This window comes from Candidatus Pelagibacter sp. (genome assembly GCF_052049835.1).
Lineage (GTDB): Bacteria > Pseudomonadota > Alphaproteobacteria > Pelagibacterales > Pelagibacteraceae > Pelagibacter.
Map to the genome: position 1 here is coordinate 255,389 of NZ_JBNGZF010000002.1, position 17,053 is coordinate 272,441.

Genomic DNA, 17,053 nt, shown 5'->3' on the forward strand with positions numbered 1-17,053 from the left:
CACTAAATTTTTATTCATACTTTAGAATAATTATAAAAAACAATGCCAAAAAACTGTAATTTTATTGAAAAATTAAGAGAAGTTGGGCTTAGACCGACCAAGCAAAGAATAAAAATGTGTGAAGTTTTGTATAATAGAGAAAAAACTTTCCATTTCACAATTAACGATCTTGTTAAAATGATATCTGAAAAAATGAATGAAAAGATATCTCTAGCCACAGTTTATAACACAGTTCATGCATTTGAAAAAAAAGGATATTTAAAAGAAATTTCAATCGATAGTCACAAAAGTTATTTTGATACAAACACATCAGCACATCATCATTTTTTTGATGAAGACACGCATGAGCTAATTGATTGTGATGAGAGCGATATAGACAAAATAAATATTAAAAAAAATATAACAGGAAAAAAAATAAATTCCGTTGAAGTGTTGGTTAGAGTTGCGAGTGATAATCAAACTCAAAAATAATTTAATTAAATCATACACTTAAAATCTACATTATAATAATTCTAAACTATTGACATACTGTCAATATGCATTATATGGTTTGTTAATCATTAAAAAGGAGAAAAAATGTCTTTAAAAGGAAGTAAAACAGAAGAAAATTTAAAAGAAGCATTTGCTGGTGAAAGTCAAGCAAACAGAAGATATCTTTATTTCGCACAAAAAGCTGACATAGAAGGTTACAATGATGTAGCTGCAGTTTTTAGATCAACAGCCGAAGGTGAAACTGGTCATGCACATGGTCATTTGGAGTATCTAGAGGAAGTTGGTGATCCAGGAACTGGTATGCCAATTGGTGAAACAAAAGCAAATTTAGCTTCGGCAGTACAAGGCGAAACTCATGAGTATACTGATATGTACCCTGGTATGGCCAAAACAGCTAGAGAAGAAGGTTTTGAAGAAATTGCTGACTGGTTTGAAACTTTAGCTAAAGCTGAAAAATCACACGCTGGTAAATTTCAAAAAACTTTAGAGTCTATTAGCTAATCAAATTTCTTAGTGGGCGTAAGTCGCCCACTAAAAACAATTCGAATTTCAAAAAACTTTATTATATGAGCAAAGAAGGAAGTTTAGGTGCGCCTGTACGACATCCTATAGATTTTGAGCATCCTGATTTTTTAAATCCTGAAAAATTAGATGCTGAAATGAGAAGAGTGTTTGATATTTGTCATGGATGTAGAAGATGTTTTAATCTTTGCGATTCATTTCCAAAGCTATTTGACATGATTGATGAATCTAAAAATGAGGATGTTGAAAGCTTATCTAGTGATCAATTTGCCCCTGTTGTTAATGCATGCACTTTGTGTGATATGTGTTTTATGACTAAATGCCCATATGTTCCACCTCATGATTTTGATCTAGATTTTCCACATTTAATGTTGCGATATAGAACAGCTCAAAAAAAATTAGGTAAATTACCAAGCGTACCAACACAATTAGCCCAAATAGACCGAAACGCCAAAATTGGTGTAATGTTCTCAAAAATAATTAACTGGGCATCTAATATTAAGAATAAATTAATTAGAAAAATCTTAGAACTTATTGCAGGAATAGATAAAAGAGTTCAGTTACCAAAATATAACTCAGAAACGTTTTCAAATTTTTTCAAAAAAAATAAAGATAAGATAAATTATCAAACACCTTCTAAAGATAGAAAAGTTGTTATCTATTCAACTTGTTTTGTTAATTTTAATAAAAAAAATACAGGTGTTGCAGCTTTAAAAGTTTTAAAAAAAAATGGTGTAGAGGTCCAGGAAGCTTATCCTGGTTGTTGTGGGATGCCATTTTTAGAGCAAGCAGATCTGCCAAAAGTTGTCGAGCAAGCGAAAAAAGTTTCTAAGGATTTAATCGAATGGATTGATAAAGGATATAAAGTAGTAACATTAACAGCGAGTTGTGGGTTGATGTTAAAATTTGAATGGCCTTTGTTATTACCAAACGATGAAAAAATAAAAAAATTATCTGCAAATGTTATGGATATTGATGAGTATGTCGTGGATATTGCAAACAATGAGGGATTAGCAGAAGGATTAAATGAGATTGATGGAGGTGTAACTGTGCATCATGCTTGTCACGCTAGAGCACAGAATATGGGAATCAAAGCAAGAGATATGTTAAAATTGATACCAAACGTTAAAATTGATGTAGTTGAAAGATGCGCGGGTCATGGAGGAACTTTTGGAGTAATGAGAGAAACTCATGATTTAGCAAATAAAGTTGGAAGACCTACAGTGAGACAAATAAAAACTAAAAATAATAAGTATATGGCTTCGGATTGTCCTTTAGCTGGTAAACATTTAAAACAGTTAGAAGTTGATACAAACATATCTAATGATGAGGCACTACACCCTATCGAATTGGTGGCAAAAAGTTATAACTTATGATCATGCCTAGAGAAAAAAGAGAAATTCAAAAAGAAGACATTATGCCTTTAGATGTTTATATAGAAAAGAGACGTGAATTAAGAAAAAGTATTGTTGATTATAAAAAAAATAGAAGAGTCGCTTTAGGGCCTTATGCTACTTTTTATTTTGAAAGTTATGAAACAATGTTAGCTCAAGTACAAGAAATGCTATACATCGAAAAAGGTGGTGATGAGCAACTTCAGGATGAGTTAACTGCGTACAATCCTTTAATACCTAACGGCAAAGAACTAACTGCAACTTTAATGTTTGAAATAGATAATCCTATTTCAAGGGCTGCGTTTCTCGGAAAAGTTGGTGGAATAGAAGAAACAGTATTTATGAAAATAAATGGTGAGAAAATTAAAGCAGTTCCAGAAGAAGATGTTGATAGAACTTCTTCTGAGGGAAAAGCTTCATCAGTACAGTTTATTCATTTTAATTTTACTGATGATCAAATAGAAAAATTTCAATCTAATAGCTCAGAAATTGAGCTTGGAATTGACCATAAAGAGTATTCTCATAGCACAAAATTATCTAAAGAAAATATAGCCTCTTTATCTACTGATTTTAATTAATTTAGTCCCCAAATATTATCTGTTTTAATCCAACCTTCAAATTTTTTTGATGTAATTTTACACCAATTTTGTTCACATTTTTCTACAATTAATAATCTTCCCTCTTTTATTTGAGCAATTGGTTTAGCAAAAGATGTAGGTTTTTTAAATAAAACTTTATCTTTCGTAGCTATTACAGAATTACTTTTTTTTAATTGAGAGATATGAATCCACCCACTGTTATTTTTTAAATCTATAATTCGTCTAAAATTCTCTTTTTTATCGATTTGTTTTAATGGAAGATTTATTTTTTTATAAACGTATTTAATATCAGATTCAAAACTTGGTCCGTAACGAACATTTACTTTATTTTTTTTAAGAGAGACAAAAATTTCATTAGCAAGCGAAATGTGAGAAAAAAATAACAAAAAAAATACTATATAAATTTTTTTTATTATTAGTTGCATAAGCATTTTATTCTTTTATTAATTTTTGCTTTTCTGAAATTTAAATTTAATAGATCTAGAATTAGAATGTATTCATTTAAATTTTGTCCAATATTTAATATTTTTTTTAAAACTTCATTAGCTTGTAACGTACCTATTATTCCTGCAACGGTTCCTAAAATTCCTTCGTATTCACAATTTAAAATTTCATCAGATATTGTTTCTTCTTGATAAAAACATCTCAAGCAAGGATCTTTTTTGTTGATAAAATTAAAAGTAAAAATGTGTCCATCAAACTTACTTATAGCACCAGTTACTAGAAATTTTTTATATTTTAGACTTAAATCATTTATTAAAAATTTACTTTCAAAGTTATCAGTTCCATCAACAATATAGTCATAATTTTTAATAATTTTTTCAAGTGTAGTTTTATTTAATTTTAAATTAAAAATATTTATTTTTGTCTTTGGATTAATTTTATTTAATTTTTTTTTTGCAATCTTTACTTTTGATTGATTTATATCTTTTTCATTATACAGGCTTTGTCTGTGGATATTAGAGAGACTTACAGTATCATGATCTGCAATCCCAAGTGTACCAATACCCGATCTAGTTAAAAATTCTGCTACTGGGCAACCTAGACCACCCATACCAACTATCAAGACTTTTGAAGATAAAATTTTTTTTTGACCTGTTGAACCAATATTTTTAAGAATTATTTGCCTCGAGAATTTCTCTATTTCTTTTTTGTTTAAATTTTTGCTCATTTTCCTGTTGAGCCAAACCCACCTTCTCCTCTAATTGTTTCTGGTAGATCATCAGTTTCCTCAAGATCCATTTTAATTACAGGAGTTAAAATCATTTGTGCTATTCTATCCTTATTATTTATTAAAAAATCACTTTTTCCGTGATTAAAAAGGATTACTTTTATTTCTCCCCTGTAATCACTATCAATAGTTCCAGGTGTATTTAAAACACTAATATTGTTTTTTGCAGCTAAACCAGATCTTGGTCTTATTTGGATTTCAAAATCACTTGAAAATGCAACAGCAAGACCTGTTGGTACTAAGCATGATGAGTTTGGTTTAAGATTAATAGGTTCTTTTACTAATGCCATCAAATCCATACCTGATGCACCTTCTGTTTTGTAAGCAGGTAATTCAACCGCAGGGTCTAACTTTTTGATAAGAATTTTAGCCATTAATTTAATTGATCAATTATTCTATCAACTATTTCATCAGAAATTCCAGATTTTTTTTTATATGAAAGTTTTTCTTTTTTAACGTCTTTGTTTTTATAATGAATTGTTACCTCATTATAATCAGAATTAAATCCTATATCTTTATTTGATACATCATTAGAAATTATCCAGTCACAACTTTTCTTATTTAATTTTTCCTCTGCATTTTTATCAATCTCGTTAGTTTCTGCTGCAAATCCAATGACAAGTTCAGGTCTCATAGAGTTATGGTTAGAAACATAATGAAGTATGTCTACATTCTTTTCTAAATTTAAGTTTAAGTTCTCTTGTTTTTTAATTTTATTTTCATACTTTTTGTTAATTTTATAATCAGCTACCGCAGCAGAAAAAATTGCTACATCAACAGGTAAATTTTCTTGAGTAGCAACTAACATTTCATCTGCTGTTTCAACTTTTATAAGATTGATATCTTTAGTTATTTCAAGATTAGTTGGACCTGATATTAATGTTGTATCAAAACCTTTTTTAGATAATGATTTTGCTAATTCATATCCTTGTTTGCCACTTGATTTATTTGTAATAAAACGAACTGGATCTATATACTCATTAGTTGGACCTGCTGTAACTAATGCTTTAAATTTTTTGTTATTTTTTTGAGTTAAGAAATATTTATCAACTTCTTCAGCAATTACTGATGGGTCTGACATTTTACCCTCTCCATATTCACCACATGCCATATCACCAGCCTCAGGACCAATTAGTTTATATCCAAACCCTTTTAATTTTTTTATATTTGTTTTAGTAGTTGGATGCTCCCACATTCTTACATTCATTGCTGGTGCTAAAATAATATCTTTATCTGAAGCCAAAACAACAGTGGATGCTAAATCATCAGTTGTTCCTTGAGCCAGTTTTGAAATTGTATTTGCCGTTGCAGGTGCAATTACAATTATATCTGCCCATCTTGAAAGTGAAATATGATCCATTTCAGCCTCATTTTCTATACTAAATAAATCGCTGTAAACTTTACCTTGAGAAAGTGATGTGACTGAAAGTGGAGTTACAAACTCTTTTGCACTTGCTGTAAGAATTGTTTTTATATCTGCACCATTTTTTTTAAAGAGCCTAATTGTTTCAAGACTTTTATAAGCAGATATTCCTCCACAGATAATAAATAGTATTTTTTTATTTAACAAATTTTTCATCTGCAGAATTAAAATACTATAAGGCCAAAAATTACAAGAAGTAATAAACCAATAATAGATTGATTTCTAAATGCTATCATTTCTGATTTCTTATCATTCAGAGCTGTGTAAGAATTTGAATTTTGTGGAATTTGACCACTAGCTAAAAACGTTAATGCTTGATTTGCTTTATCCATAATCTCAGGAAACTCTGGTAAACGTTTAATAACTTCAGATGTATTTTTTAAAGTTTCATTTAAATTATTAATTGGGTCTTTTGTTTCTTTAAGCCAATTTTCTAGTACAGGCTTTGAAGTTGTCCAAATATTTGTGTTTGGATTTAATTTTCTTGCCACACCTTCAACAACAACCATTGTTTTTTGCAACATTAATAATTGAGGTTGAGTTTGCATATTAAATTTTTCTGTTACATCAAACAATTGTTTGAGTAATTTACCTCCTGAAATATCTTTCACTTCTTGACCAAATATAGGCTCACCAATTGATCTCAAAGCTTGAGCCAGATCATCAATTGGTACTTCTTTAGGAACTAATCCAGCCACTAAGTGAACTTCAGCTACTTTTCGATAATCTCTTTGAATAAATCCAAATAAAATTTCTGCTAAAAACCTTTTACTAAGTTTATCTAATCTACCCATAATCCCAAAATCTATAGGTACAATCTGGCCACTATTATCAACAAAAATATTTCCTTGATGCATGTCTGCATGAAAAAAACCATCTCTTACAGCATGTCTCAAAAAATGCTGGATAATATCTTCAGCTATTTTATTAGTATCTAAATTTCTTTTCTTTAACTCCTCAGCTTCCCTTATTGAAATTCCATCTATCCAATCTAAAGTCATTACATTTTCACTAGTAAAATTCCAATAAATCTCAGGAACTTTAAACCCAGCATCATTTTTAGTATTTTCTGCATATTCATTTGCTGCAGCAGCTTCAAATCTCAAATCCATTTCAAGATTAGTTATTTCTTTAAGTAAAAAAACAACTTCAACAAGTTTTAATCTTTTTGTTTTTTTTACAAATGACTCAATAATAAATGCAAATAACATCATTGCATCTATTTCTTCATTGAATATTTTTTTTATATTTGGTCTTAAAATTTTTATTGCCACATCTTTAATAGTTCCATTATCATTTATTTTTGCTTTATGAACTTGTGCAATTGATGCAGCAGCAACTGGTTCACTTAAATCAATTATTGAATTAAATGCATCAGCTCCAAGATCTTCTTTAATAATTTCTTTTGCTTCATGAATTGAAAAAGGGGGTAATCGATCTTGAAGTTTTTCTAGCTTTAAAGATAATTCTTCTCCGATTATATCTGGTCTAGTAGCAAGAAATTGTCCAAGTTTGATGAAAGTTGTACCCATAGATTCTAATGACCTAGATAGTCTTTCTCCATCATCTTCAATTAAATTATTTTGTTCCTTTTTTTCAAATGAAATGGATAAAATTTGAAACAATACTGTTACAACTAAAGGAGGTTTTTTAAATTTTGATGCAATTTTTAAAATATCTGATTTTGCAATTTTTCTTCCTAATTTAAATAAAGTAATAAGCATTTTAATCATTTAATTTTCCAACCACTATGAATTGAAACAATACCACCAGAAAGATTTCTATAAGAACATTTATGAAAATTATTTTTTTCCATCAACTCTATCAATTCATCTTGATTAATAAATTGTTCAATACTTTTGATTAAATATTCGTAAGGTTCTTTTTCTCCAACTACAAACTGACCAATAATAGGAATAAGTTTTGAATAATTCTTATATACAAAATCAAGATTTGAATTTTGAATCTTAGAAAATTCCAGACATAGATAGCGTCCACCAGGTTTTAAAACTCTATAAGCTTCTGAAAGTGCTTTATTTAAATTTTTTGTATTTCTTAGCCCAAAGCTAATAGTGTAATAATCAAATGAATTGTCTGTTATTGGTAATTTTTCTGCTGGAGAAATAACCCATTTTACATTTTTGTAATTAGATAATTTTTGCTTTCCTTGACTAACCATTCCTTTATTAGGATCTACACAAGTAATTTCAGTCTCTTTACTCGTAGTATCTAAAAATAATTTTCCAATATCCCCTGTCCCACACGCAACATCTATTAATTTTCTATTAACTCTCGGATTCATCATATTAATTAAACTTTTTTTCCAATATCTATGTACACCCATAGACATAAAGTCATTCATCAAGTCATATTTGTTGTAGACCTGATTAAACACATTTTCTACAAGGCCTTTTTTATTTTGAAGATTTTGTTGCATAAAAAAATATATATTGAATATAGTATCAAATGCCAGAATTACCAGAAGTAGAAATTGTTAGACAATCCCTTCATAAAAAGATCAAAAAAAAAAGCATAAAAAAAGTAATAATCAGAAACAGAAATTTAAGGTTTAAAATACCAAGTGATTTTGAAAGTTTTCTTAAAAATAAAAAAATAATTGAAGTTAGTAGATTTTCTAAATATTTGATTATTCATTTTCAAAATGAAAATTATTTTTTAATCCATTTAGGAATGTCAGGAACAATTCATATTCTTGATAAGAAAAAGCCTCTAAAATTTACGAATACTAGTTTTTATCATTCACCTTTTTTACCTAAAAAACACAATCATGCAGAGTTTGTATTTGATAGCTTGAAAGTAATTTATAATGATCCAAGACGTTTTGGATTTTTTGAAATAATTAAAAATTATGAAGATCTAGAGAGAAGATTTAAATCAATGGGACCTGAACCATTTAGTGACAAATTTAACTTAAATTATGTAGTTAATTATTTTAAGAAAAAAAATAAGGATATAAAAAGTTTCTTACTTGACCAGAGATTTGTTTCTGGAATAGGTAATATTTATGCAAGTGAAATTCTTTTTGCTAGTAAAATAAATCCATTTAAAAAGGCAAAAAGACTTAAAAAAAATGAATGTTTAAATATTATTTTAAATTGTAAGAAAATACTTCAACAGGCAATTAATAAGGGAGGTTCAAGTATAAGAGATTTTAAAGATATTTCAGGTAACAAAGGTAACTTTCAAAAAGAGTTTAAAGTTTATCAGCAAGACGGTACTGGTTGTAAGCGTATGCAGTGCAAGGGTATTATAAAAAAAAAAATAACATCAAATAGATCAACTTTTTTTTGTATTTCTTGTCAAAAATAGTTAAATATTTAGTTGACCACTTTAAATTCCCAAGTTATACACCTGCGCAGATGGCAAACACAAAATCAGCAATTAAGAGAATTAGAAGAATTTCTAAACAAACAGCGGTAAATAAGGCTAGAAAGAGTAGGTTTAGAAACGCTCTTAAGAAAATGAATCTTCTAATTGATGATAAAAAGAAAGATGAAGCTCTTAAATTTCTACCAAAGTTAAACTCTGAGTTGATGAAAATTGCAAAAACAGGAATAATAAAAAAACAAAATGCTTCTAGAAATGTTTCTAGAATAACAAAAAAAATTGCTGCAATTTAAACGTTAGTTTAAATTTTCAAACAACTCCTGATATCCACATTATATATTTAAGTTTTGTTTTAAGTTACTATATTTAGATTTAGTAAATATTTGGATTATCGTCATTCAATCTATATTTGATTTAATTTTAATTCAATCAATTAATTGATTCAATCTATATTCGATTCAATTTATAATTTTAAATTTAAGTTTAATTTAGAATTTATTTTTTAAAATATAAATCACAATCATAGATTTTATTTTTTTTTAAATTTCTTTATTAACTTGTTGCAAATTTTTTTAAATAGTTCTAACTGAGATTTCCCCTTAAGTTATGAATAAATTAACAAATACAAAAAATATTAATAATTTTTCTTCTGAAAGTTTCGAATGGAAGCAAGTACAGAACGAAATGAAAAATAAACTAGGCTTAGAAGTTTACGAGAGCTGGTTAAAAAAGATTTCTTTTGTTGAGGAATTCAATAATTACTTATTATTATCAGTTCCAACAAGATTTATTAGAGATTGGATTACATCAAGGTATTTAGACCAAATATTAAAAATAATTAAAGTTTATAAAAAAGACATTATTAGAATTGAGTTCAAAATAGTTGAAAAAGCTCAAGATATCGCTTTAAAAGAAAATAGTATTAAAGAGAATAATACTAATGAAAATGTTTCATTTATAAAAGACTCTTATCTTCAGTATAATCGAATTGATCCAAATAAAAGATTTGATAATTTTATTACAGGTTCAAGTAACAAATTAGCTTACGAAGCTTCTTTAAAAGTTTCAGAAAATATATCTCACTATAATCCACTTTATATTTATGGTGGTGTTGGAATGGGAAAAACTCACTTATTAAACTCAATAGGGTTAGAGCTTAAAAAAAATAATAAAGTAATGTTTATTTCTGCTGAGCGTTTCATGTATCAGTTTGTAAAATCAATTAAATTAAACGACATGGTTAAGTTTAAAGAATATTTTAGAAATACAGATATTTTATTAATCGATGATATTCAGTTTATAAGTGGAAAAGAGGCTATGCAGGAGGAGTTCTTTCATACATTTAATGCATTACTTGATAAGGGGTCTCAAATAATTGTATCAGCTGATCGATCACCAAATAAATTATCAAGGATTCAAGAAAGAATTAAATCAAGATTTTCTGGTGGATTAGTTGTTGATATTCAAAAGCCAGATCTGGAGCTAAGAAAAAAAATAGTTGAAAAAAAAACTGAAGAATTGAATGCCTTATATTCCGAACAATTACATGTTTCTAGAGAAATTCAAGATTTTGTAAGTAATGAAATTACTGGAAGTGTAAGAGAATTAGTTGGTGCAATAAACAGAGTTGTTTCATTTTCAAGAATTTACAACAAAGTCCCAAATCTTGCTGAAACTAAAGTAGTTTTAAAGGATTTATTAAATTTAGCAGAAAATAAAGTTACAATAGATCTTATTCAGACAATTGTATGTAAGTTTTTCAAAATCAGCAAAAATGAAATGTTATCATCTAGAAGATCAAGATATTTAGTAAGACCAAGGCAAACAGCAATTTATTTAACTAAAATTTTGACTTCTAAATCATTACCTGAGATTGGAAGAGAATTTTCTAACCGAGACCATACAACAATAATTCATTCAGTAAAAACTATTGAAAAGATAAAAGAAAAAGATCCTGAGATGGTTGATAATATAAATAAATTAAAAAACCAGATTTTATATAATAATAAAGAAAATGAAATTTAACGTTAATCAACAAGACCTTCAGCAAGCATTAAATTATTGCCAAGGAGTTATTGAAAAAAGAAGTACATTACCAATACTTTCTAATATTTTGTTAGATGCAAGCAATTCAAAACTTACTATCACTGCGACTGATCTAGATTTAATATTTATACATCAATTAAATAATGTAGAAATTCTAGAGGAGGGCAAAACAACTACAACTTCCTCAATCATGTATGATATTATAAGAAAGTTTAACTCAGGAAAAAAAATAAATCTTTCTCTAACAGATATAAGTAAATTACAAGTAGAGTCTGAAAAATCTATTTTTAATTTGAATTGTATAAGTGCAACAGAGTTTCCACTGACAGATGAAAATTTTAATCAAAATGAATTTATAATTAAATCAAAACAATTATTGAAATTATTAAATAAGTGTAAATTTTCAGTTTCTAATGACGAAACAAGACATTATCTAAGTGGAATTTATTTTCATCAAACAGAAGTTGAAGATAAAAATTATTTAACAGCAGTTGCAACTGATAGTCATAGAATGTCTATTTCAAAAATTAGATTAGAGGAAAAAATTGATTTTGATCCAATAATTTTACCTAAAAAAACAATTTTTCAACTTTGCTCTTTGTTAGATAGCTACGATGGAGATGTAAAAGTTTCAAATGTTAAATCAAAAATAAAATTTGAATTAAATAATAGTATTTTAATTTCAAAACTTATTGATGGAAAATTTCCTAATTATATTCAAGTTATACCTAAAAATAATCAAAAAAAATTAGAAATAGACTTAAAATTATTTTTGAATTCTGTTGATAGAGTAGCATCTGTTTCATTAGATAAAAAAGATGGTGTGAAATTTAATTTATCTAAAGATACTCTAGATCTTTCAGTAAATAATACTAACAGTGGCGATGGTAAAGAAACTTTAAGTGTTAAGTTTGATCATGATCTAGAGATAAGTTTTAACTCTAGATATTTAATAGATGTTGCTTCACAACTAGATGGAGACAGAGTTGAAATTTTCTTTAATGATACTGGTTCACCGGCGCTAATAAAAGATCCAGGTGATTTTGATAGTATTTTTGTTGTTATGCCTATGAAGGGCTAATTAATTAAATCTAACTCTGAATAAATATTTTTTTCAAGAATTTGTATAAAATTTTTCTTTGTTAACCCAGAAGGAATTGGTTTTAGAATAGAGATTGTAATTGTTTTATTAGATTTCTTTTTACCTTTTTTAGGCCAAACATATCCAGAGTTAATTGCAACTGGCTGACAAGCAACATTTAGCTGTTCATAAATTCTCGAAGCACCTTTTTTAAAAGGTGGTCTTTCATCTGGAAGAACTCTAGTTCCTTGAGGAAAAATAATTAAAGGTCTATTAGAAGTAGCCATCATTTTTGAAATATCATCAAAAAAACCCAAGTTATCTTTTGTAACTTTATTTCTTTTTATTGTAATTGATCCAATTTTTTTTAAGTACCAACCAAAAATTGGAATTAACAATAATTCTTTTTTTAGAATAAATACAGGTGAGTTAAAGATTGTTTGTAAATAAAAAGTTTCAAACATTGATTGATGAGATGCTGCTATAAAAAATTTTTCATTATTAATAATATTTTCTCTTCCTTTGATTGAAATTTTTACTGAAAGAAAAAACCTTAAACAAAAACTGGCCCAATAGCCCATTAATTTACCCCCAATTAAAACAACCTGTTTAGGCAAAAAAAACGATGGTAAAAAAATTATCGAAATAAAGATGATTCCAGTGAAAAACAATATTGAAAATAAAAAGTTTCTTATCATTTTTGTCAAAAGCTAAATTATATCTTTATGCTTTTGTCTTTTTCTTATTACTTTAATTTTTGATCCCTTTATTAATAATTCCACTGGTTTAGGTCTTAAATTATAATTTGAGCTAAGCGACATTCCATAAGCTCCCACATCGCATATTGCTATTAAATCTTTTTCATTTAACACTTGAAACTTTTTTAATGTAATAAATTTATCTGTACTTTCACAAATAGGACCTACAAATTCATATGGTTTTTTAGATGTTTTATTAGATTTTGTAACAGGTAAGGTTTTATGAAACGCACCATATAAAGCGGGTCTCATTAAATCATTCATTGCAGCATCTAAAATGATAAACTTTTTACTTCCGCTGTCTTTTATATAGATTATTTTTGATACTAATGTACCGGTATCGCCAATAATTGATCTACCTGGCTCAAATATAATTTTAACTCTATGTCTTCTTAAAAATTTAAGAATAGCTGTATTATATTTTTTATAATTAAGTTTTTTATTTTTATCAGTATAAGTAATGCCCATACCTCCACCTAAATCTATAAATTCAAATTTATGATTTGATTTATTGAGAATTTGACTAACCGCTTTAAGCATTTTTTCATATGGTCTATGGTCTAAAATTTGACTACCTATATGAACACTTAGACATTTTAAATCAATATTTTTTGAATTTTTGCAATAATTTATAATTTCATAGAATGTATTTTTATTTACACCAAATTTATTTTCTTTTTTCCCAGTGGATATTTGACTTAATGTTTTTGCATCTGTGTTGGGGTTAAGTCTTACACCAATTTTTATTCTTTTATTTTTTGATTTTGCTATTCGATTTATTTCTTTTATTTCACTTAAAGACTCAGCGTTAATAAGCAAAATTTTTTTATCAATAGCAAAGCTGATTTCACCTGTTGTTTTACCAACACCAGAAAATACTATTTTGCTTGGATTAATTCCTGCTTTTAGTGCCATCATTAGTTCTCCTACTGAAACAACATCAGCACCTAATCCAAATTTTTTAATTTCTCTAATTATATTAACATTTGTATTAGATTTAACCGCAAAGCAGATAAGTGGTGAAAAAGATCTGAAGTTTTTTTTAAAATTATTAATATTTTCCTTTAATTTAGAATAAGAATAAGAATAAAATGGAGTTCCAAATTTATTTGCAATTTTTTGGAGATTAATTTTTTCTATTGTTAGTGTTTTATTTATGTATTTCATTAAGCTAGGTTAACTGAAACTTTTTTTATTTCTGCTTTTTTATCTGGATCTACGTATTTAGGATCACCTTTTTTTCCACAAGAAATAACGGCACAAAATAATAATATAATTATGGTAAATTTTTTAATCATTTTTCTCTTTTATATTTCATTATCATTTTTTTAATATTATCAAAAGAAGTTCCACCATAAGATTTTTTTGAATTAATTGAATTTTTTAAATTAAATACTTTTAATACATCATCTTTAAGTTTAGGTTCGATTTTTCTTAATTCTTCTAAAGTCAGTTCATTTAATTTCTTTTTTCTCTTTTCAGCCAAATTAACTACAGCAGCAGTTTTTTGATATGCTTTTCTAAAAGACATTGAGTGATTTTTCACAAGATAGTCAGCTAAATCAGTGGCTGTAATATATCCAGAATTAGCAAGTTCTAACATTTTACTCTTATTTGGATTACAATTTTTTAGTATTTCATCGCAAATTTTTAAACAATTATTTAGATTGTCGTTAGATTTGAAAACAATCTCCTTATCGTCTTGCAGATCTTTAAAATAAGACAGTGGTAAGCCTTTTAAAATTGTAAGCATCGAAAATAAATTTCCATAAGCGCTTCCTGATTTACCACGCAAGTACTCTAAAAGATCAGGATTCTTCTTTTGTGGCATTATAGAAGATCCGGTAACAACTTTATCAGATAAATTGATCAAGTTAAAAGCATCCGAATTCCAAATAATCAACTCTTCAGCAATTCTAGAAATATGCATAGCACACACAGATGAAGCGTATAAAAAATCTAAAACAAAATCTCTATCTGAAACTGTATCAATAGAATTATTTGTAGGTATTTTAAAACCAAGTTTTTTGGTTGTATAATTTCTATCTATATTAAATGATGTTCCTGCTAAAGCCGCAACACCTAAAGGATTTTCATTTAAACTATCTAAATTATTAGAAAATCTCTTTTTGTCTCTATTAAACATTTCTACATAAGACATTAAATAATGTGCAAAAGAGATAGCTTGAGCATTTTTAAGGTGTGTAAATCCAGGCATAATAGTCTCAACATTTTTTTCGGCTAACTTGATTGTACTCTTAATAACTTTATTAATGTTATTATTTATTTCTTTGGTTGAATTTTTCATCCAAATTTTAAAATCAGTAATTACTTGATCATTTCTTGATCTTGCAGTGTGAACGTAGCCAGCTTCTTCACCTATAATTTGAAAAAGTCTCATTTCGATATTCATATGAATATCTTCATATTTTTTATTAAACTCAAATTTATTGTTTGTTATTTCCTTGTCAATTTTTGTTAGTCCATAAATAATTTTATTTTTTATTTTGAATGAAATTATTTTTTGTTTAAAAAGCATCTCAACATGAGCAATTGATCCTTGAATATCTTCTTTATAAAGTCTTTTATCAATATCTATTGAATTACCGACTTTTTGAAACAAACTTGATGCATTTTTTTTTATACGTGTGTTCCAGATTGCTTGGTTGTTTTTATTTTTTGCCATGATATTTAATTATACCTATTTAACATGAGATTTTTAATAATATTTATTTTTTTGATAACAAATGTTTTAGCTGAAGAACTACCTGGTATTAAAAATATTGTAATCCATAAAATACCAAAAACACATGATAATGTTATTTTTTTAGACAAAAATGATCAAAAAATTAATATCAATGAATATACTGGGAACTTATTGATATTAAATTTTTGGGCGACCTGGTGTGAACCTTGTAAAGAAGAAATGCCATCTTTAGATAAACTCCAAGCTAACCCAGAATTGGATAATATAAAAATTTTCACAATTAATATTGGTAAAGAAACTTTAGATAAAGTTAATAAATTTTTTATAGATCTTAACATTAAAAATTTTGAACCTTATTTTGATCCACCTACAACATTAGCAAAAATGTTTTCTTTAAGAGGTGTACCTACAACAATTCTAATTAATAAAGAGGGCCAAGAATTTGCTAGAGTAATAGGTTCAATTGATTTTGAAGATAAAAATTTTATTAAATGGATAAAAAAATATAACTAATTTTTAAAAAAATAAGCAAAGCCAACTAAAGCAATAATAGCAATAAACTGTAAAATAACTCTTAACTGCATTAATTTATTTGAATATTTTTTACTTGTCTCTCCTCCCTTAAAAAGAGTCCCGATACCTAAGATTAAAACTATCCCTACAGCTATCAAAAGGGCTATTGATAAAACTTTTACTATTATTCCTGAAATCATTTTTTTATTTTAGATTGTTTTTTGACATAAAAAACATAATTTATCTACTATGACATTTTGCCTAGATTCCATAATTATTAAACCAGAAAATGGTGTTGAAATTAAAAATGCAATTATTTTGCTTCATGGTTATGGAGGTGATGGAAAGGATATTAGCATGTTGTCTTTAAACTGGAAAAGACATATGCCCAATACAGTCTTTATCTGTCCTAATGGTCATGAGCCATGCTCTATAAATCCTTCTGGTTATCAGTGGTTTGATTTAACAAAAGATGATTCTGATTACATATTAGAGCAATCAATTAAGGCTGAAGAAGTTTTAAAAAAATTTATTAATGAAATAAAACAAGAGTTCAAATTATCAAACAATCAAATCTGTTTATCAGGTTTCAGCCAGGGGTGTATGATGTCTTTAAATGTTGGTCTTACAGCTGAAGAAAAATTTTTATGTATAGTTGGTTTTTCTGGAAAGATAATTAATCAAAAGGATTTAAAAAACAGAATCAAAAATAATACTGAAACATTACTTATACATGGTGATGCTGATCAAATTGTCTCATCAACACATTTACTAGAAGCTAAAGATTTTTTAATAAGAAATAGTATTAAAGTTGAAACACTATTAATAAAAAATTGTGATCATCATATTCCTATTGAGGCATCAAGTACAGCTTTAAATTTTATTTTAAAAAAAATTTAACATCTCTTATTATTGATAAAATTGTTTAACTAAGTTAAA

21 protein-coding genes are annotated in these 17,053 nt (G+C 27.1%); 10 read left to right on the forward strand and 11 right to left on the reverse strand.

Annotation, left to right across the window (positions count from 1 at the left end):
* Nucleotides 1-42: 42 nt before the first annotated feature.
* The 4 genes from ACTT9R_RS02875 (at nucleotide 43) to ACTT9R_RS02890 (ending at nucleotide 2,986) form a co-directional block, all read left to right on the forward strand.
* On the forward strand, nucleotides 43-471 hold the full coding sequence (locus ACTT9R_RS02875) for a Fur family transcriptional regulator (protein ID WP_440926562.1): 429 nt from the start codon (nucleotides 43-45) through the stop codon (nucleotides 469-471).
* 105 nt (nucleotides 472-576) lie between these two features.
* Complete coding sequence (locus ACTT9R_RS02880) at nucleotides 577-993, forward strand: rubrerythrin family protein (RefSeq protein WP_075485664.1); 417 nt, start codon at nucleotides 577-579, stop codon at nucleotides 991-993.
* Between the two features lie 65 nt (nucleotides 994-1,058).
* A complete protein-coding gene (locus ACTT9R_RS02885; protein ID WP_440926563.1) occupies nucleotides 1,059-2,390 on the forward strand; it encodes a (Fe-S)-binding protein in 1,332 nt (443 codons plus the stop codon).
* A gap of 2 nt (nucleotides 2,391-2,392) precedes the next feature.
* Nucleotides 2,393-2,986: a DUF3501 family protein gene (locus tag ACTT9R_RS02890; RefSeq protein WP_440926564.1), complete on the forward strand. Its 594-nt coding sequence runs from the start codon at nucleotides 2,393-2,395 to the stop codon at nucleotides 2,984-2,986.
* Here the strand turns inward: ACTT9R_RS02890 and ACTT9R_RS02895 are convergent.
* The 6 genes from ACTT9R_RS02895 to ubiE are packed head-to-tail and all read right to left on the reverse strand — an operon-like array spanning nucleotide 2,983 to nucleotide 8,098.
* Nucleotides 2,983-3,432, reverse strand: a complete 450-nt coding sequence (locus tag ACTT9R_RS02895) for an SH3 domain-containing protein (RefSeq protein ID WP_440926565.1) — start codon at nucleotides 3,430-3,432, stop codon at nucleotides 2,983-2,985. The genes ACTT9R_RS02890 and ACTT9R_RS02895 overlap by 4 nt on opposite strands.
* Nucleotides 3,423-4,178, reverse strand: coding sequence for a HesA/MoeB/ThiF family protein (locus tag ACTT9R_RS02900; protein WP_440926566.1), 756 nt, complete (start codon nucleotides 4,176-4,178; stop codon nucleotides 3,423-3,425). The genes ACTT9R_RS02895 and ACTT9R_RS02900 overlap by 10 nt, the downstream gene beginning before the upstream one ends.
* Nucleotides 4,175-4,612 carry a dUTP diphosphatase gene (dut, locus tag ACTT9R_RS02905; RefSeq protein ID WP_440926567.1) on the reverse strand — a complete coding sequence of 146 codons (438 nt, stop codon included), beginning with the start codon at nucleotides 4,610-4,612 and terminating at the stop codon, nucleotides 4,175-4,177. Before dut ends, ACTT9R_RS02900 begins: the two co-directional genes overlap by 4 nt.
* Nucleotides 4,612-5,817: a bifunctional phosphopantothenoylcysteine decarboxylase/phosphopantothenate--cysteine ligase CoaBC gene (gene coaBC, locus ACTT9R_RS02910; RefSeq protein ID WP_440926568.1), complete on the reverse strand. Its 1,206-nt coding sequence runs from the start codon at nucleotides 5,815-5,817 to the stop codon at nucleotides 4,612-4,614. The genes dut and coaBC overlap by 1 nt, the downstream gene beginning before the upstream one ends.
* 8 nt (nucleotides 5,818-5,825) lie before the next feature.
* Nucleotides 5,826-7,394, reverse strand: coding sequence for a 2-polyprenylphenol 6-hydroxylase (ubiB, locus tag ACTT9R_RS02915; RefSeq protein ID WP_440926569.1), 1,569 nt, complete (start codon nucleotides 7,392-7,394; stop codon nucleotides 5,826-5,828).
* Nucleotides 7,391-8,098, reverse strand: coding sequence for a bifunctional demethylmenaquinone methyltransferase/2-methoxy-6-polyprenyl-1,4-benzoquinol methylase UbiE (ubiE, locus tag ACTT9R_RS02920; protein ID WP_440926570.1), 708 nt, complete (start codon nucleotides 8,096-8,098; stop codon nucleotides 7,391-7,393). The genes ubiB and ubiE overlap by 4 nt, the downstream gene beginning before the upstream one ends.
* 29 nt (nucleotides 8,099-8,127) lie before the next feature.
* Between ubiE and mutM the strand changes: the two genes are divergently transcribed.
* The 4 genes from mutM to dnaN all read left to right on the forward strand — a co-directional run bounded on the left by mutM (nucleotide 8,128) and on the right by dnaN (nucleotide 12,136).
* A complete protein-coding gene (gene mutM / locus ACTT9R_RS02925; RefSeq protein WP_440926571.1) occupies nucleotides 8,128-8,991 on the forward strand; it encodes a bifunctional DNA-formamidopyrimidine glycosylase/DNA-(apurinic or apyrimidinic site) lyase in 864 nt (287 codons plus the stop codon).
* 50 nt (nucleotides 8,992-9,041) lie between these two features.
* Nucleotides 9,042-9,302 (forward strand): 30S ribosomal protein S20, encoded by a 261-nt coding sequence (gene rpsT / locus ACTT9R_RS02930; protein ID WP_440926572.1) that lies wholly within the window; start codon nucleotides 9,042-9,044, stop codon nucleotides 9,300-9,302.
* Between the two features lie 313 nt (nucleotides 9,303-9,615).
* The gene (dnaA, locus tag ACTT9R_RS02935; RefSeq protein WP_440926573.1) at nucleotides 9,616-11,034 is read left to right on the forward strand and encodes a chromosomal replication initiator protein DnaA; all 1,419 of its coding nucleotides are present in this window, start codon (nucleotides 9,616-9,618) and stop codon (nucleotides 11,032-11,034) included.
* A complete protein-coding gene (gene dnaN, locus ACTT9R_RS02940; protein WP_440926574.1) occupies nucleotides 11,024-12,136 on the forward strand; it encodes a DNA polymerase III subunit beta in 1,113 nt (370 codons plus the stop codon). Before dnaA ends, dnaN begins: the two co-directional genes overlap by 11 nt.
* Here dnaN and ACTT9R_RS02945 read toward each other — a convergent pair.
* The 4 genes from ACTT9R_RS02945 to argH all read right to left on the reverse strand — a co-directional run bounded on the left by ACTT9R_RS02945 (nucleotide 12,133) and on the right by argH (nucleotide 15,580).
* Nucleotides 12,133-12,753: a lysophospholipid acyltransferase family protein gene (locus tag ACTT9R_RS02945; RefSeq protein WP_440926575.1), complete on the reverse strand. Its 621-nt coding sequence runs from the start codon at nucleotides 12,751-12,753 to the stop codon at nucleotides 12,133-12,135. The genes dnaN and ACTT9R_RS02945 overlap by 4 nt on opposite strands.
* Nucleotides 12,754-12,846: 93 nt before the next feature.
* The gene (gene lysA / locus ACTT9R_RS02950; RefSeq protein ID WP_440926576.1) at nucleotides 12,847-14,061 is read right to left on the reverse strand and encodes a diaminopimelate decarboxylase; all 1,215 of its coding nucleotides are present in this window, start codon (nucleotides 14,059-14,061) and stop codon (nucleotides 12,847-12,849) included.
* A complete protein-coding gene (locus ACTT9R_RS02955; RefSeq protein WP_440908603.1) occupies nucleotides 14,061-14,192 on the reverse strand; it encodes a hypothetical protein in 132 nt (43 codons plus the stop codon). Before ACTT9R_RS02955 ends, lysA begins: the two co-directional genes overlap by 1 nt.
* The gene (gene argH, locus ACTT9R_RS02960) at nucleotides 14,189-15,580 is read right to left on the reverse strand and encodes an argininosuccinate lyase (RefSeq protein ID WP_440926577.1); all 1,392 of its coding nucleotides are present in this window, start codon (nucleotides 15,578-15,580) and stop codon (nucleotides 14,189-14,191) included. The genes ACTT9R_RS02955 and argH overlap by 4 nt, the downstream gene beginning before the upstream one ends.
* A 24-nt stretch (nucleotides 15,581-15,604) precedes the next feature.
* Between argH and ACTT9R_RS02965 the strand changes: the two genes are divergently transcribed.
* Nucleotides 15,605-16,114, forward strand: a complete 510-nt coding sequence (locus ACTT9R_RS02965; protein ID WP_440926578.1) for a TlpA family protein disulfide reductase — start codon at nucleotides 15,605-15,607, stop codon at nucleotides 16,112-16,114.
* On the opposite strand, the gene ACTT9R_RS02970 is transcribed toward ACTT9R_RS02965, so the two are convergent.
* A complete protein-coding gene (locus tag ACTT9R_RS02970; protein ID WP_440926579.1) occupies nucleotides 16,111-16,314 on the reverse strand; it encodes a twin transmembrane helix small protein in 204 nt (67 codons plus the stop codon). The two genes, ACTT9R_RS02965 and ACTT9R_RS02970, sit on opposite strands and share 4 nt — an antisense overlap.
* Nucleotides 16,315-16,363: 49 nt before the next feature.
* On the opposite strand from ACTT9R_RS02970, the gene ACTT9R_RS02975 reads away from it, so the two are divergent.
* Nucleotides 16,364-17,014, forward strand: coding sequence for an alpha/beta hydrolase (locus tag ACTT9R_RS02975; RefSeq protein WP_440926580.1), 651 nt, complete (start codon nucleotides 16,364-16,366; stop codon nucleotides 17,012-17,014).
* Nucleotides 17,015-17,053: the final 39 nt, after the last annotated feature.

Coding starts and splice junctions, on each gene's coding strand:
- ACTT9R_RS02880 (WP_075485664.1), top strand. CDS start 577: ATGTCTTTAAAAGGAAGTAAAACAGAAGAAAATTTAAAAGAAGCATTT.
- mutM (WP_440926571.1), top strand. CDS start 8,128: ATGCCAGAATTACCAGAAGTAGAAATTGTTAGACAATCCCTTCATAAA.
- ACTT9R_RS02970 (WP_440926579.1), bottom strand. CDS start 16,314: ATGATTTCAGGAATAATAGTAAAAGTTTTATCAATAGCCCTTTTGATA.
- ACTT9R_RS02955 (WP_440908603.1), bottom strand. CDS start 14,192: ATGATTAAAAAATTTACCATAATTATATTATTATTTTGTGCCGTTATT.
- ubiB (WP_440926569.1), bottom strand. CDS start 7,394: ATGATTAAAATGCTTATTACTTTATTTAAATTAGGAAGAAAAATTGCA.
- dut (WP_440926567.1), bottom strand. CDS start 4,612: ATGGCTAAAATTCTTATCAAAAAGTTAGACCCTGCGGTTGAATTACCT.
- ACTT9R_RS02900 (WP_440926566.1), bottom strand. CDS start 4,178: ATGAGCAAAAATTTAAACAAAAAAGAAATAGAGAAATTCTCGAGGCAA.
- coaBC (WP_440926568.1), bottom strand. CDS start 5,817: ATGAAAAATTTGTTAAATAAAAAAATACTATTTATTATCTGTGGAGGA.
- dnaA (WP_440926573.1), top strand. CDS start 9,616: ATGAATAAATTAACAAATACAAAAAATATTAATAATTTTTCTTCTGAA.
- ACTT9R_RS02885 (WP_440926563.1), top strand. CDS start 1,059: ATGAGCAAAGAAGGAAGTTTAGGTGCGCCTGTACGACATCCTATAGAT.
- rpsT (WP_440926572.1), top strand. CDS start 9,042: ATGGCAAACACAAAATCAGCAATTAAGAGAATTAGAAGAATTTCTAAA.
- lysA (WP_440926576.1), bottom strand. CDS start 14,061: ATGAAATACATAAATAAAACACTAACAATAGAAAAAATTAATCTCCAA.
- ACTT9R_RS02890 (WP_440926564.1), top strand. CDS start 2,393: ATGCCTAGAGAAAAAAGAGAAATTCAAAAAGAAGACATTATGCCTTTA.
- ubiE (WP_440926570.1), bottom strand. CDS start 8,098: ATGCAACAAAATCTTCAAAATAAAAAAGGCCTTGTAGAAAATGTGTTT.
- ACTT9R_RS02965 (WP_440926578.1), top strand. CDS start 15,605: ATGAGATTTTTAATAATATTTATTTTTTTGATAACAAATGTTTTAGCT.
- ACTT9R_RS02975 (WP_440926580.1), top strand. CDS start 16,364: ATGACATTTTGCCTAGATTCCATAATTATTAAACCAGAAAATGGTGTT.
- ACTT9R_RS02875 (WP_440926562.1), top strand. CDS start 43: ATGCCAAAAAACTGTAATTTTATTGAAAAATTAAGAGAAGTTGGGCTT.
- dnaN (WP_440926574.1), top strand. CDS start 11,024: ATGAAATTTAACGTTAATCAACAAGACCTTCAGCAAGCATTAAATTAT.
- argH (WP_440926577.1), bottom strand. CDS start 15,580: ATGGCAAAAAATAAAAACAACCAAGCAATCTGGAACACACGTATAAAA.
- ACTT9R_RS02895 (WP_440926565.1), bottom strand. CDS start 3,432: ATGCAACTAATAATAAAAAAAATTTATATAGTATTTTTTTTGTTATTT.